Source organism: Cellulomonas chitinilytica (assembly GCF_016862675.1).
Taxonomy (GTDB): domain Bacteria; phylum Actinomycetota; class Actinomycetes; order Actinomycetales; family Cellulomonadaceae; genus Cellulomonas; species Cellulomonas chitinilytica.
The window spans coordinates 172,432-186,900 of the sequence record NZ_BONK01000003.1 but is presented as its reverse complement, the minus strand read 5'-3'; the positions used below and the strand labels follow the sequence as shown (position 1 = coordinate 186,900).

The following is a 14,469-nucleotide window of genomic DNA, read 5'->3' as shown; positions in this document are numbered from 1 at the left end:
GGCTGCGTCTCATGATGCGTGTGCTCGTGCTCAACGGTCCCAACCTCGGCCGGCTCGGGGTGCGTGAGCCCGACGTGTACGGGTCCGCGTCGTACGAGGACCTGGCGGCCGCGGCGGAGAAGTGGGGCGCGGACGCGGGTGTCCAGGTCGAGGTGCGCCAGACGGACCAGGAGTCGGAGCTGGTGGGCTGGCTGCACGAGGCGGTCGACACGCGCGCGCACGTGGTCCTCAACCCGGCGGCGTTCACGCACTACTCGTACGCGCTGCGGGATGCCGCGGCGCAGGTGACGAAGGCCGGGCTGCTGCTGGTCGAGGTGCACATCACCAACCCGTACGCGCGGGAGGCGTTCCGGCACGTGTCGGTGATCGGGCCGGTGGCGACGGGGACGGTGGCGGGGTTCGGGCTGGATTCCTACCGGCTGGCCCTGGCCGCGATCGCCGGTCGCCAGTAACAAGCCCTTTCCCTTGTGTATCGAAGCACAAGGGTGGATCCTTGTCGTCGTGATCGTCATGACCATCGACCAGCGGGGCAGCCGTCGGGTCGGCGACCGCGTCGACGAGCTGCTGCACGACCTCGACCCCGGCCGCGCCGTCCGGACGTTCGAACGGACCGTCGGCGACGAGGTGCAGGGCGTCTACGACGACCCGGCCGAGGCGGTCGACGTGGCCCTGCGGGTGCTGCGGACCGGCGGGTGGAGCGTCGGCATCGGCGTCGGCCCCGTGGACGAGCCGCTGCCCGCCTCGGCCCGCGCGGCGGGCGGCCCCGCGTTCGTCCTCGCACGCGCCGCCGTCGAGGCGGCGAAGAGCCGCGCCCGCACGGTCCCGCTCGCCGTGCGTGGCTTCGACGACGGCGCCGGCCGGGACGCCGAGGCGGTGCTCGTGCTCGTCGCCGCCGTGGCGGCCCGCCGCTCGGAGGCGGGCTGGGTCGTCGCGGACGCGATGTCCGCGGGGGAGGTCCGGCAGGAGGTCGTGGCGGCGTCGCTGGGCGTGTCGCAGCAGGCGGTCAGCCAGCGGCTCCGCACCGCCCTGTGGACGGAGGAGCAGGCGGCCCGACGTGCCGCCGCGCGGCTGCTGGCGCTCGCCGAAGGCGTGCGGGAGGATCGCGGCGCCTGACCGTCGACCCGCGGCCCGGTGACCCGAACGACAGGAGCCCCGCGTGCCCGCAGCCCTCGTCGCCGCCCTCGTGGTGCTGGCGCTCGTCGTGTCGACCGTCGGCGGCTGGTTCGTCGTCATGGGCGTCCTGCGCCTCGCCGCCCGGTCGGCCGACGCCGGGGCCCCGAGCGGCGACCCGCGACGCCCGCCCGCGCACGCCCGCGGGGCCGGGCAGGACCCCGCGGACCAGCCGGTCATCACGCCGCTCGCCGTGTCCGACGGCCCCGAGGGCCTCGGGGCACGCGCGGTGCTGCGCGGCGGGACGTGGGTCGGCGTGCTCGAACGGCTGGCCGTGACGGCGTGCATGCTGGTGGGGCAGCCCGAAGGGATCGCCGTCGTCGTCGCCGTCAAGGGTCTGGGCCGGTACCCCGAGCTCCGCGAGAACCCCGGGGCGTCCGAGCGGTTCGTGATCGGGACGCTCGCCTCGCTGTTCTGGGCGGCGGCCGTCGGGTACGGGGCCGCGCTGCTGGTCGCCTGACGAGGCAGCACGCGAGCCACGGTAGGATGATCGGCGGTCTGCGGCCGGACCGGCCCTCGTGCACGAGCTGCTCAGCTGCCAGCACGCACCGGCGGACCGCCTGATGCTCAGAACCCTCGACAGGAAGCGACGATCGTGGCGACCACCAACGACCTCAAGAACGGCATCGTGCTGAAGATCGACGGCCAGCTGTGGACCGTCATCGAATTCCAGCACGTCAAGCCCGGCAAGGGTGGCGCGTTCGTCCGCACCAAGCTCAAGAACGTCCTGTCCGGCAAGGTCGTCGACAAGACGTTCAACGCCGGCCTCAAGGTCGAGACGGCGAACGTCGACAAGCGCGACTACCAGTACCTCTACAAGGACGGCGAGGACTTCGTGTTCATGGACACGGACACCTTCGACCAGCTCCACGTCTCGGAGGCGACCGTCGGGGACGCCGCGCACTTCCTCCTCGAGAACCAGAGCACGATGGTCGCCACGAACGAGGGCGTGCCGCTCTACGTCGAGCTGCCGCCGTCGGTCGTCCTCGAGGTGACCTACACCGAGCCCGGCCTGCAGGGCGACCGCTCGTCGGCCGGCACCAAGCCCGCCACGCTCGAGACCGGCTACGAGATCCAGGTCCCGCTGTTCCTCGAGGCCAACACCAAGGTCAAGGTGGACACGCGCGACGGCAGCTACCTGGGCCGTGTGAACGACTGAGGTGGCTGCTCGGAGCAAGGCCCGCAAGCGGGCCCTCGACGTCCTCTTCGAGGCGGACCAGCGCGGGCTGGAGCCGGTGACGCTGCTCGCCGAGCGCATCACCGAGCCCGGCACGGAGGCGGCGCTGCCGCAGTACGCCGTGGACCTCGTCGAGGGTGTCGTGGCGCACCAGGAGCGCATCGACGAGCTGCTCGCGACGCACGCGCACGGGTGGACGGTCGAGCGCATGCCGGCCGTCGACCGGGCGATCCTGCGGCTCGGCACGTGGGAGGTCCTGTTCAACGACGACGTCCCCGACGCCGTCGCGGTGGACGAGGCCGTCGAGCTCGCGCGGAACCTGTCCACGGACGACTCCCCGGCGTTCGTCAACGGCCTCCTCGGCCGGATCGTCGACCTGAAGCCGACGCTGCTCGCCTGACCCACCAGCAGGTCCGACGCCCGCTCGTGCCGACCCGGTCGGTGCGGGCGGGCGTCGTGCGTTCGAGGGGTGTCGTCGACGGGTGGGTCAGCGGGTGGTCAGCGGGTGCGGCGTGCGACCCCGACCCGGCCGCCCTCGGGTGCGGGAGCGGGGCGGGGGACGCCGATCGGCCGGACGTTGTGCGGCCGGTCGGGGACGACGGGGATCGCCTCGGTGACCGGTCGCGGCCCGCGCACGGGCAGGTTCGGCGCCGCCCGGCCGAGGAAGTTGCCCTGCACCCGGCCGACACCGAGGTCGACCAGGACGGTGAGGTCGGAGGCCTGCTCGACGCCCTCGGCGACGACGTCGAGCCCGTGGGTCTCGGCGAGCGCGATGATCGCCCGCACGACCCCCTGACCGCGTTCCGTGCCGACGTCGCGGACGAACGAGCGGTCGATCTTGAGCGAGTCGACGGGCAGCCGCGACAGGCGGGACATCGAGCTGTACCCGGTGCCGAAGTCGTCGACGGCGATCTGGACGCCCCGGGCCCGCAGCTCGGACAGCACCGGCACCGCGGTCGAGGTGCTGACGAGCGCGCTCTCGGTGATCTCGAGCGTCAGGTGCTCCCAGTACGCGTCGCCCCAGGCGGTCTCGATCTGCTCGAGCGCGTCGGGCTCCGCGAGCTGGCGGGCTGCGATGTTCACGGCGACGGGGACCTGGAACCGCTCCAGCGACCTGCGGGCGTGCGAGAGCACCGACAGGCCGATCGGCACGATGAGGCCGGACTCCTCCGCGAGCTCGAGCCAGTCGGCGGGCAGGATGAGGTGGCCGTGGTGGTCCCAGCGGGCCAGCGCCTCGACCTGGACCACCTCGAGGGTGCGGGCGTCGACGACCGGCTGGTAGTACGCGGTGAAGTGGCCGTCCTCGACGGCGGTCTCGAGCGCGACCCGGCGGTGCCGGTCGGCCTCGACCCGGCGGCGCAGGGCGCGGTCGAACACCCGGAACCCGGTCCGGGAGCGCTTCGCCTCGAGCATCGCGGTGTCGGCGTGGGACACGAGCGCGTCGGCGTCGACGATGTCGCCGGGCACCCAGGTGGCGACACCGACGGTGAGCCGCGCGGGCCGGCTGCCGAGCGCGCGGTCGATGAACCCCTCGCGGATCCGGCGGGCCAGCACGACGAGGTCCACGTCCTGCGGCGCCCGTGAGACGACCATGACGAACTCGTCGCCGCCGAGCCGCCCGACGAACGTGTCCTCGCCGGTGGCGATGCTGCGCAGGTAGTCCGCGACACGCATGAGCATCGCGTCGCCGGCGGAGTGGCCGAGCACGTCGTTGACCCGCTTGAAGCCGTCGAGGTCGCAGTAGACGAGCGAGACCCGCGTGCGCTCGACGTTCGCGCGGTCGAGCATGTCGGCCAGGTGACGCTGCACGGAACGCCGGTTCGGCAGCCCGGTGAGCGGGTCCGCGAAGGCCGTCTGGTTGAGCCGGTCGGTGAGGTGGTACCGCTCGGCCGCCGTGGCGACGAGCTGGGCCATGTCGACGAGGAACGCGCGCTCGCGCGGGCCGTGCTCGACCTTGGCGGGGGAGAAGAGCTCGGCGACGTAGCGGCCGTGGGAGATCGGGCGCAGCGACCCCTCGATGGTCTCGTCGCCGAGCACCGCTCGGACGTCGTCGCGGGCCTTGAGGAGGAGCGCGTCGGCGTCCTTCGCGAACCACGCGGTGTTCGAGAGCGCGGCGAGCGAGTCACGCATCCGGTGCTGGCGGCGGGCGGCGTGCTGCGCCTGGCGGAGCCGGACGAGGCCGAGCGCCTGGAGCCCGAGGGCGAGCGGGACGGCCCACAGCGCGGTGGCCCGCGTGGAGACGACGTGACCGGGCATGACGATGCCGAGGGTCATGAGGCCGAGCGACTCGGCGCCGGCCGTGACGAGCAGGGCGCCGAGGGCGGTGAGCCGGGTGCGCCCGACCGCGACGACGACGTACGCGACGACGACGGCGGTGGGGGTCAGGAGCAGGGCGACGGCGAGCGGGCTGGGGGCCGCGTCGCGCGAGCCGTCGAGCGGGGTCCACCACAGCACGGCACGCACGACGAGCAGAGCGGCCGTCGCGATCATCCACCAGCGCACCGAGGGCCCCCGGCCGAGCGCGCGGGTCGCGGGGAGGGCGAGGAGCAGGAAGCCGCCGAGGAGCAAGGAGTGCGCGAAGACGAGGACCTCGCGCACCACCCCGGAGGGGGCCACGGCGTAGAGGCCGCCTGCCAGGAGCATCAGGCAGATGTCGACGGACCAGGCCATCGACCAGGTGGCCTCCGCCCGGCTGATGCCGTCGCGCCACCACACCCACTGGAGCACGGCGAAACCGCCGACCAGACCTGCGGTGAGCAGCTGGAGGACGGTGACCCACACCGGTACGGACCCGAGCACGACTGTCTCATCGGCTGCCTGTGAGTCCGATATGAGTGGCATCCGGGTGACGCGTGTCGGTGCCGGTCCGCACGCCACGACGTGACGGACGCCGCACCTGGACGAGCGCGGGGTCGCCCGCGCCCGCACGGTAGGGTGGCGGGACACCAGACGTTCCTTTAAGACCCGTCCTGTGAGGCGGGGAAGGAGTCGCTCGGATGAGCACAGGCATGTCCGCGTCCACCGACGGACGCACGGACGACGCGAATGTCGTCCTCGGCGCCCCCGAGATCGGCCGGGCGCTCACGCGCATCGCGCACGAGATCCTCGAACGCAACAAGGGCGGCGCCGACGTCGTCCTGCTCGGCATCCCCACCCGCGGCCTCCCGCTGGCTCGGCGGCTGGCGACCCGGCTCGTCGCCGTCGAGGCGGGTCTCGACGCGGACGCGCTGGTGGGCAGCCTCGACGTGACGATGTACCGCGACGACCTCGCCCACCACCCGACCCGCAGCATCGGCGCGACCGACATCCCGGGCGACGGCATCGACGGCAAGGTCGTCGTGCTGGTGGACGACGTGCTGTTCTCCGGCCGCACGATCCGCGCGGCGCTCGACGCGATCAGCGACCTGGGCCGTCCTCGCGCGGTCCAGCTCGCGGCGCTCGTCGACCGGGGCCACCGTGAGCTGCCGATCCGCGCGGACTTCGTCGGCAAGAACCTGCCGACGTCGGTGCAGGAGCGGGTCCGGGTGCTGCTCGACGAGACCGACGGCCGCGACGCGGTCCTCATCGAAGGGGGCGCCCGGTGAGGCACCTGCTGTCCACGGCGGACCTCGACGTCGCCGAGGCCGTCCGCATCCTCGACACGGCGGGCCAGATGGCGGCGACGCAGGCCCGCGAGATCAAGAAGCTGCCCACGCTGCGCGGCCGCACGGTCGTGAACCTCTTCTTCGAGGACTCGACGCGCACGCGGATCTCGTTCGAGACGGCGGCGAAGCGGCTCTCGGCGGACGTCATCAACTTCTCGGCCAAGGGCTCGAGCGTCTCGAAGGGCGAGTCCCTCAAGGACACGGCCCTCACGCTGCAGGCGATGGGCGCGGACGCGGTCGTCATCCGGCACCACGCCTCGGGGGCCCCGCACACGCTCGCGCACGGCGGCTGGACCACCGGCTCGGTCGTGAACGCGGGCGACGGCACGCACCAGCACCCGACGCAGGCCCTGCTCGACGCGTACACGCTGCGACGCCACCTCGTCGGGGACGGCGGGCGGGCCGACGTGTCCGGCCGCGACCTCACCGGTCTGCGCGTCGCGATCGTCGGGGACGTGCTGCACAGCCGGGTCGCCCGCTCCAACGTGCAGCTCCTGCACACGCTCGGGGCGGAGGTCACGCTCGTCGCCCCTCCCACGCTCGTGCCGGTCGGTGTCGAGGCGTGGCCGGCGCGGGTGTCCTACCACCTGGACGAGGCGATCGCGGACGACAAGCCTGACGCGATCATGATGCTGCGCGTCCAGCGGGAGCGGATGTCGAGCGCGGGGGGCGGGTTCTTCCCGAGCCCGCTCGAGTACACGCGTGGCTACGGCCTGGACGCCCGTCGTCTGGCCTCGCTGCCCGAGCACGCGATCGTGCTGCACCCGGGGCCGATGAACCGCGGCCTGGAGATCTCGGCGGACGCGGCGGACTCGCCGCGGGCCGTGATCGTGGAGCAGGTCGCGAACGGCGTCGCGGTGCGCATGGCCGTCCTGTACCTGCTGCTCGCAGGCGGCGACGCCGCCGCCAGCACCCCGGTGAGCACCCCGACCAGCACGACGAACGAGACGAAGGTGGACGCGTGAGCACGAGGTACCTGCTGCGAGACGTGGCACCGCTCGGCGGCGAGCCGACGGACGTCCTGCTCGCGGACGGCGTGATCGCCGTGATCGGCGAGGCCGCCGCGTCGGAGGCGGGGGACGACGCGACGATCCTCGACTGCCACGGCCTCGTGCTCCTGCCGGGTCTCGTCGACCTGCACACCCATCTGCGTGAGCCGGGCCGGGAGGACGCCGAGACGATCCGGTCGGGCACCCGCGCGGCCGCCCTGGGTGGCTTCACCGCGGTGCACGCGATGGCGAACACGACGCCGACCCAGGACACCGCGGGCGTCGTCGAGCAGGTCTGGCGCCTGGGCCGCGAGGCCGGCTGGGTCGACGTGCACCCGGTCGGTGCGGTGACCGTCGGCCTGGAGGGCGAGCGGCTCGCGGAGCTCGGTGCGATGGCCGAGTCGCAGGCCCAGGTCCGCGTGTTCTCGGACGACGGGAAGTGCGTGCACGACCCGGTCGTGATGCGGCGCGCGCTCGAGTACGTCAAGGCGTTCGACGGCGTCGTCGCTCAGCACGCGCAGGAGCCGCGGCTCACCGACGGCGCGCAGATGCACGAGGGCGTCGTCTCGGCCGAGCTCGGGCTGGCAGGGTGGCCGGCCGTCGCGGAGGAGGCGATCATCGCCCGCGACGTGCTGCTCGCCGAGCACGTCGGTTCCCGCCTGCACGTGTGCCACCTGTCGACGGCGGGGTCGGTCGAGATCATCCGCTGGGCCAAGTCCCGCGGCATCGACGTGACGGCGGAGGTCACCCCGCACCACCTCGTGCTGACCGACGAGCTGGCCCGCGGCTACGACCCGGTGTTCAAGGTCAACCCGCCGCTGCGCACGCAGCGCGACGTCGAGGCGGTGCGCGCAGGCCTGGCCGACGGCACGATCGACATCGTCGCGACCGACCACGCGCCGCACACGCGTGAGGACAAGGACTGCGAGTGGGCGGCCGCCGCCTTCGGCATGACCGGTCTCGAGACGGCGCTCTCGGTGGTGCAGGAGACGATGGTCGACACCGGCCGGATGACCTGGGCGGACGTCGCGCGCGTGATGTCCTTCGCCCCGGCGCGCATCGGGCGGGTCGACGACCACGGCCGGCCCATCGCGGTCGGCGAGCCGGCCAACCTGGTGCTCGTCGACCCGGCCGCGCGCCGCACGGTCGAGCCCGAGCAGCAGGCGACGAAGAGCGTGAACTCGCCGTTCCGCGGCCGTGACCTGTCGGGCTGCGTGATCGCCACGTTCCTGCGGGGACGGGCGACGGTCCTCGACGGCTCGCCGTGCGACGAGAGCGTGGTGGTGCGCGGATGACGAGGACCGAGGTCTCGGTCGCGATCCTGGTGCTGCTCGTCGTCCTCGCGCTCGGCGGCATGTGGATCGGCTGGCGCGGTCGACGACGACGCTCCGAGGGCGTCGTCCCGGCGCTCCCGGAGGCCCCCGCCGGGCTCGGCACCGCTCGCCTCGGCCCGCTCGACGCCGTGTACGTGTCGACCACCCGGGCGGGGGACTGGCTCGACCGGGTCCCGGCCCACGGGCTCGGGGTGCGCAGCCCCGCCACCGTGGAGGTGTTCGACGCCGGCGTGCGGATCGGTCGCACCGGTGCTCCCGACGTGTTCGTCCCGGCCGCGGCGCTGCGCGGTGCGACGACGGCGCCCGGCATGGCCGGGAAGGTCGTCGGCGGCGAGGGCCTCGTGGTGCTGACCTGGCAGGCCGACCCTGACGACCCGCGCGGGCTGGACACCGGCCTGCGCCCGCGGCACGCCGCCGACCGCCCCCGGCTGGTCGAGGCGGTCGCCGCACTCATCGACGTGACGCCCGGGACGCCCGGGCAGGAGGAGAAGCCATGACAGACGCAGTGCTCGTCCTCGAGGACGGCAGGACCTTCACCGGGCAGGCGTACGGCGCCACCGGCTCGACGCTCGGCGAGATCGTCTTCAACACCGGCATGACTGGGTACCAGGAGACCCTGACCGACCCGTCGTACCACCGCCAGATCGTCGTGATGACCGCGCCGCACATCGGCAACACCGGCGTGAACGACGACGACCCCGAGTCGGCCCGCATCTGGGTCGCCGCGTACGTGGTGCGCGACCCCGCCCGCCGGGCGTCGAACTGGCGCTCGCGCCGCACCCTCGACGACGACCTCGCGGCGCAGGGCATCGTGGGGATCAGCGGCATCGACACCCGTGCGCTGACCCGTCACCTGCGCGAGCTCGGCGTGATGCGCGCCGGCATCTTCTCCGGCGACGCGCTCGTCGACGGTGGCGGCGACCGCCGTCCGGACGACGAGCTGCTCACCGAGGTGCTCGCCGCCCCGGCGATGGCGGGCGCCGACCTCGCGGGCGAGGTGTCGACGGACACCGCCTACGTCGTCGAGGCGCTCGGTCCGGACGGCGAGCCGCTCGGCACGCCGGTCGCGACCGTCGCCGCCGTCGACCTCGGCATCAAGGCGATGACGCCGCAGCGGATGGCCGAGCGCGGCATCCGCGTGCACGTCCTGCCGTCGACGGCGTCGATCGACGACGTCCTGGCCACCGAGGCGGACGGCGTGTTCTTCTCGAACGGCCCCGGTGACCCGGGGGCCGCGACGCACGAGATCGACCTGCTGCGCGAGGTCCTCGACCGGCGGATCCCGTTCTTCGGCATCTGCTACGGCAACCAGCTCCTCGGCCGCGCCCTCGGGTTCGGCACGTACAAGCTGGGCTACGGCCACCGCGGGGTCAACCAGCCGGTCATCGACCGCGCCACGGGCAAGGTCGAGATCACGGCGCACAACCACGGGTTCGCGGTGGACGCTCCGCTGGACGGCGAGAGCGTCGCGCCGCACGACGGCGGCCGGTACGGCCGGGTCGTGGTGTCGCACGTCGACCTCAACGACGACGTCGTCGAGGGCCTGCGCGCCCTGGACCTGCCGGCGTTCAGCGTCCAGTACCACCCCGAGGCCGCGGCCGGCCCGCACGACGCCGCCTACCTCTTCGACCGCTTCCTCGACCTCATGAACGACCAGAAGGGTGCCGCCTGATGCCCCGCCGCACAGACATCTCCAGCGTCCTGGTGATCGGGTCCGGCCCGATCGTCATCGGCCAGGCCTGCGAGTTCGACTACTCGGGGACGCAGGCGTGCCGCGTGCTCAAGGAGGAGGGCCTGCGGGTCATCCTCGTGAACTCCAACCCGGCCACGATCATGACGGACCCGGAGTTCGCCGACGCGACGTACGTCGAGCCGATCACCACCGAGGTCCTCACCACGATCATCGCCAAGGAGCGCCCGGACGCGATTCTGCCGACGCTGGGTGGCCAGACGGCCCTCAACGCGGCGATCGCCCTCGACGAGGCCGGCGTGCTCGAGAAGTACGACGTCGAGCTCATCGGCGCGAACATCCCCGCCATCCAGAAGGGCGAGGACCGCGAGCAGTTCAAGCAGGTCGTCGAGGTCTGCGGCGGCGAGAGCGCCCGCTCCGCGATCGTGCACACCATCGAGGACGCGCTGGCGGCCGTCGAGGACCTGGGCTACCCGGTCGTCGTGCGCCCGTCGTTCACCATGGGCGGCCTCGGCTCGGGCATCGCGTACGACGAGGCCGACCTGCGCCGGATCGTCGGCCAGGGCCTGCACTACTCGCCGACCACCGAGGTGCTCCTGGAGGAGTCGATCCTCGGCTGGAAGGAGTACGAGCTCGAGCTCATGCGCGACAAGCACGACAACGTCGTGGTCGTCTGCTCGATCGAGAACGTCGACCCGGTCGGCGTGCACACGGGCGACAGCGTCACCGTCGCGCCCGCGCTCACGCTGACGGACCGCGAGTTCCAGAAGCTGCGCGACATCGGCATCGCGGTCATCCGCGAGGTCGGCGTCGACACCGGCGGCTGCAACATCCAGTTCGCGGTCGAGCCCGACACGGGCCGCGTCGTCGTCATCGAGATGAACCCGCGCGTGTCGCGCTCCTCGGCCCTCGCGTCGAAGGCGACCGGCTTCCCGATCGCGAAGATCGCCGCGAAGCTCGCGGTCGGCTACACGCTCGACGAGATCCCGAACGACATCACGGGCTCCACGCCCGCGTCGTTCGAGCCGACGCTCGACTACGTCGTGGTCAAGGTGCCGCGGTTCGCGTTCGAGAAGTTCCCGGCCGCCGACGACACGCTGACGACCACCATGAAGTCGGTCGGCGAGGCGATGGCCCTGGGCCGCAACTTCACCGAGGCGCTCGGCAAGGCGATGCGGTCGATCGACAAGAAGGGCTCCGTCTTCCACTGGGACGGCCAGCCGGCGACGGGCGAGGCCCTGGACCGGCTCGTCGAGACCATCGCGCGGCCCACCGAGGGGCGGCTCATCGACGTCCAGCAGGTGCTGCGCGCCGGGGTCTCGATCGAGACGGTCTACGAGCGCACGGGCATCGACCCGTGGTTCCTCGACCAGGTCCAGCTCATCAACGAGGTCGCCCAGGCCACCGCGGACGCCGAGGCGCTGACCCGCGAGGTGCTCGCGCACGCCAAGCGGCACGGCCTGTCCGACGCGCAGATCGCCCAGCTCCGCCGCACGTCCGAGGACGCCGTCCGCGGCACCCGGCACGCGGTCGGCCTGCGCCCGGTGTTCAAGACGGTCGACACGTGCGCCGCCGAGTTCGCCGCCCAGACGCCGTACCACTACTCGTCGTACGACGAGGAGACCGAGGTCCAGCCGCGCACCCGCCCGGCGATCCTCATCCTCGGCTCGGGCCCGAACCGCATCGGCCAGGGCATCGAGTTCGACTACTCGTGCGTGCACGCCGCGCTGGCGCTCAAGGGCGAGTACGAGACCGTGATGGTCAACTGCAACCCCGAGACCGTCTCCACGGACTACGACACCTCCGACCGGCTGTACTTCGAGCCGCTCACGTTCGAGGACGTGCTCGAGGTCTACACCGCCGAGCTCGCCGCCGGTCCCGTGGCGGGGCTCATCGTCACGCTCGGCGGCCAGACGCCGCTGTCGCTCGCGCAGCGCCTGCAGGACGCCGGGCTGCCGATCCTCGGCACGTCGCCGCAGGCCATCGACGCGGCGGAGGACCGTGGGGAGTTCGGCAAGGTGCTCGCCGCCGCCGGCCTGCCCGCCCCGGCCTTCGGCACGGCCACCACGCTCGCGGGGGCCCGCGAGACGGCGCAGCGCATCGGCTTCCCGGTGCTCGTGCGCCCGTCGTACGTGCTCGGCGGCCGCGGCATGGAGATCGTCTACGACCAGAACCAGCTCACCGGCTATGTCGAGCGCGCGCTGGAGAACGCGGCGGACGGCGGGCGCGCGGGCACCCTCCCGCCGCTGCTCATCGACCGCTTCCTCGACGACGCGATCGAGATCGACGTGGACGCGCTGTTCGACGGCACCGAGCTGTTCCTCGGCGGTGTCATGGAGCACATCGAGGAGGCCGGCATCCACTCCGGCGACTCGGCGTGCGCCCTGCCGCCCGTCACGCTGTCGAACGCCGAGCTTGAGCGGATCCGCCTGTCCACCGAGGCGATCGCCCGCGGCGTCGGCGTGCACGGGCTGCTCAACATCCAGTTCGCGCTCGTCTCCGACGTGCTCTACGTCCTCGAGGCCAACCCGCGCGCGTCGCGCACCGTGCCGTTCGTCTCCAAGGCGACCGGCGTCTCGCTCGCCAAGGCAGCGGCCCTGGTCATGGCGGGCCGGTCCATCGCGGACCTGCGCGCCGCGGGGATCCTCCCGGAGCAGGACGCGTCGGTCGTCGACCTCGACTCGCCGGTCGCCGTCAAGGAGGCCGTGCTGCCGTTCAAGCGGTTCCGCACCAAGGAGGGCGTGGTCGTCGACACCGTCCTCGGCCCGGAGATGCGCTCCACGGGCGAGGTCATGGGCTTCGACGTCGACTTCCCGACGGCGTTCGCGAAGTCGCAGGACGCGGCGTTCGGCGGCCTGCCGACGGGCGGTCGCGCGTTCATCTCGGTCGCCGACCGGGACAAGCGCTCGATCGTGTTCCCGGTGAAGCGGCTCGCGGAGCTCGGCTTCGAGATCCTCGCCACCGAGGGCACCGCCGCGGTCCTGCACCGCAGCGGCATCCGTTCGACGGTCGTGCGCAAGCACTCGTCGGGCCGCGGGCCCGCGGGGGAGCCGACGATCGTCGACCTCATCACCTCGGGCGACGTCGACATGATCGTCAACACGCCCTCGGGCCAGGGTGCCCGTGCCGACGGCTACGAGATCCGCGCCGCGGCCGTCGCCGCCGACAAGGCGATGGTGACGACGGTCCAGCAGCTCGGTGCGGCCGTGCAGGCCATCGAGGCGGCCCAGGCGGGCCCGTTCTCGGTGACGAGCCTGCAGGAGCACGACGCGGCGGCCGTGGCACGGCGCGAGGCCCGTCGGCAGGCGGTCGTCGCGTGAGCCGCCCGTCGTTCGGCGCGCGTCTCGCGGCCGCGATGGACTCCCGCGGCCCGCTCTGCGTCGGCATCGACCCTCACCCGTCGCTGCTCGCCGCGTGGGACCTCACCGACGACGCGGCCGGGCTGAGGCGCTTCGCGCTCACGGTGCTGGACGCCGTCGGCGGCCGGGTCGCGGCCGTCAAGCCGCAGTCCGCGCTGTTCGAGCGGCACGGCTCGGCGGGCGTGGCCGTCCTGGAGGAGGTCGTGGCCGCCGGCCGGGAGACGGGCACGCTCGTCGTCGTCGACGCCAAGCGCGGCGACATCGGCTCGACGATGGAGGGCTACGCCGACGCCTACCTGCGCGACGGGTCCCCGCTCGCCGGCGACGCCCTGACGGTCTCGCCGTACCTCGGCTTCGGGTCGCTCGACCCCGCGGTCGACCTGGCGCTCGCCACCGGCCGCGGCCTGTTCGTGCTGTGCCTGACCTCCAACAAGGAGGGGCACGAGGTGCAGCACGCCCGCACGGAGGACGGGGTGAGCGTCGCCGCCGCGATCGCCGCCCGCGCCGCCGCGATCAACGCCGGTGCCGACCCGCTCGGGTCGGTCGGCCTCGTGGTCGGGGCGACGGTCGGCGACGCCGCCGATCGGACCGGCACGGACCTGACGCGGGTCAACGGGCCGCTGCTCGCACCGGGCGTCGGTGCCCAGGGGGCGGGTGCTCGCGAGCTCGCGGCGGTGTTCGGCGCGGCACGGCACCAGGTGCTCGCCTCGTCGTCGCGTGGCGTGCTCGCCGCCGGACCGGACGTCGCGGCGCTGCGCGCCGCAGCGGTCCGCGCCGCCGAGGAGGCCACGGCGGCCCTGCGCCCGTCCTGACGCCCCGGCACACCTCGTGGCGGCCTGACCGGCCCACGCGCGGCTGAACGACCGGCCCGACGCCCGCCGCGGCGCCGGGCCGGTCGTCGTCAGCGACGTCAGGGCACCGACCAGCACGCCGACCCCGTGCCCGTCGCGGGACGCCGTCAGCACCACCGCGCCGCCGAGCGCGACGCACGCGACCACCACGACCGGTGCGCGCACGGACGGATGGGCGCGGTGGCGAACGACGTGGGCGAGGATCCCGCCCATGACCCCGAACACGGCGGTCGACGAGCCGCCACACCTCGCCCG

Annotated in this window: 13 protein-coding genes; 12 read left to right on the top strand and 1 reads right to left on the bottom strand. The window is 73.3% G+C overall.

Annotation, left to right across the window (positions count from 1 at the left end; translation table 11 throughout):
* The first annotated feature begins 11 nt into the window (after positions 1 to 11).
* The 5 genes from aroQ to nusB all read left to right on the top strand — a co-directional run bounded on the left by aroQ (position 12) and on the right by nusB (position 2,747).
* Positions 12 to 452: a type II 3-dehydroquinate dehydratase gene (gene aroQ / locus Cch01nite_RS05550; RefSeq protein ID WP_203749668.1), complete on the top strand. Its 441-nt coding sequence runs from the start codon at positions 12 to 14 to the stop codon at positions 450 to 452.
* A gap of 58 nt (positions 453 to 510) precedes the next feature.
* Complete coding sequence (locus Cch01nite_RS05545; RefSeq protein WP_308439208.1) at positions 511 to 1,113, top strand: hypothetical protein; 603 nt, start codon at positions 511 to 513, stop codon at positions 1,111 to 1,113.
* 43 nt (positions 1,114 to 1,156) lie between these two features.
* Complete coding sequence (locus Cch01nite_RS05540; protein WP_203749664.1) at positions 1,157 to 1,630, top strand: hypothetical protein; 474 nt, start codon at positions 1,157 to 1,159, stop codon at positions 1,628 to 1,630.
* Between the two features lie 135 nt (positions 1,631 to 1,765).
* Positions 1,766 to 2,329, top strand: a complete 564-nt coding sequence (efp, locus tag Cch01nite_RS05535) for an elongation factor P (protein ID WP_203749662.1) — start codon at positions 1,766 to 1,768, stop codon at positions 2,327 to 2,329.
* A 1-nt stretch (position 2,330) separates the two neighbouring features.
* Positions 2,331 to 2,747: a transcription antitermination factor NusB gene (gene nusB, locus Cch01nite_RS05530; RefSeq protein WP_203749660.1), complete on the top strand. Its 417-nt coding sequence runs from the start codon at positions 2,331 to 2,333 to the stop codon at positions 2,745 to 2,747.
* 98 nt (positions 2,748 to 2,845) lie between these two features.
* Here the strand turns inward: nusB and Cch01nite_RS05525 are convergent, their stop codons facing one another.
* Positions 2,846 to 5,146: a putative bifunctional diguanylate cyclase/phosphodiesterase gene (locus Cch01nite_RS05525; RefSeq protein WP_239069924.1), complete on the bottom strand. Its 2,301-nt coding sequence runs from the start codon at positions 5,144 to 5,146 to the stop codon at positions 2,846 to 2,848.
* Positions 5,147 to 5,343: 197 nt separating this feature from the next.
* Here Cch01nite_RS05525 and pyrR point away from each other — a divergent pair, with 197 nt between their 5' ends.
* The 7 genes from pyrR to pyrF are packed head-to-tail and all read left to right on the top strand — an operon-like array spanning position 5,344 to position 14,175.
* On the top strand, positions 5,344 to 5,931 hold the full coding sequence (gene pyrR / locus Cch01nite_RS05520) for a bifunctional pyr operon transcriptional regulator/uracil phosphoribosyltransferase PyrR (RefSeq protein WP_275407169.1): 588 nt from the start codon (positions 5,344 to 5,346) through the stop codon (positions 5,929 to 5,931).
* The gene (locus Cch01nite_RS05515; RefSeq protein ID WP_203749657.1) at positions 5,928 to 6,956 is read left to right on the top strand and encodes an aspartate carbamoyltransferase catalytic subunit; all 1,029 of its coding nucleotides are present in this window, start codon (positions 5,928 to 5,930) and stop codon (positions 6,954 to 6,956) included. The genes pyrR and Cch01nite_RS05515 overlap by 4 nt, the downstream gene beginning before the upstream one ends.
* Complete coding sequence (locus Cch01nite_RS05510) at positions 6,953 to 8,275, top strand: dihydroorotase (protein WP_203749654.1); 1,323 nt, start codon at positions 6,953 to 6,955, stop codon at positions 8,273 to 8,275. Before Cch01nite_RS05515 ends, Cch01nite_RS05510 begins: the two co-directional genes overlap by 4 nt.
* Entirely contained in the window at positions 8,272 to 8,811 is a 540-nt protein-coding gene (locus Cch01nite_RS05505) for a PH-like domain-containing protein (RefSeq protein WP_203749651.1), read from the top strand. Before Cch01nite_RS05510 ends, Cch01nite_RS05505 begins: the two co-directional genes overlap by 4 nt.
* Positions 8,808 to 9,986 (top strand): glutamine-hydrolyzing carbamoyl-phosphate synthase small subunit, encoded by a 1,179-nt coding sequence (carA, locus tag Cch01nite_RS05500; RefSeq protein ID WP_203749648.1) that lies wholly within the window; start codon positions 8,808 to 8,810, stop codon positions 9,984 to 9,986. Before Cch01nite_RS05505 ends, carA begins: the two co-directional genes overlap by 4 nt.
* Positions 9,986 to 13,324 carry a carbamoyl-phosphate synthase large subunit gene (gene carB, locus Cch01nite_RS05495; protein WP_203749645.1) on the top strand — a complete coding sequence of 1,113 codons (3,339 nt, stop codon included), beginning with the start codon at positions 9,986 to 9,988 and terminating at the stop codon, positions 13,322 to 13,324. Before carA ends, carB begins: the two co-directional genes overlap by 1 nt.
* Positions 13,321 to 14,175: an orotidine-5'-phosphate decarboxylase gene (gene pyrF / locus Cch01nite_RS05490; RefSeq protein WP_203749642.1), complete on the top strand. Its 855-nt coding sequence runs from the start codon at positions 13,321 to 13,323 to the stop codon at positions 14,173 to 14,175. The genes carB and pyrF overlap by 4 nt, the downstream gene beginning before the upstream one ends.
* Positions 14,176 to 14,469 lie beyond the last annotated feature (294 nt).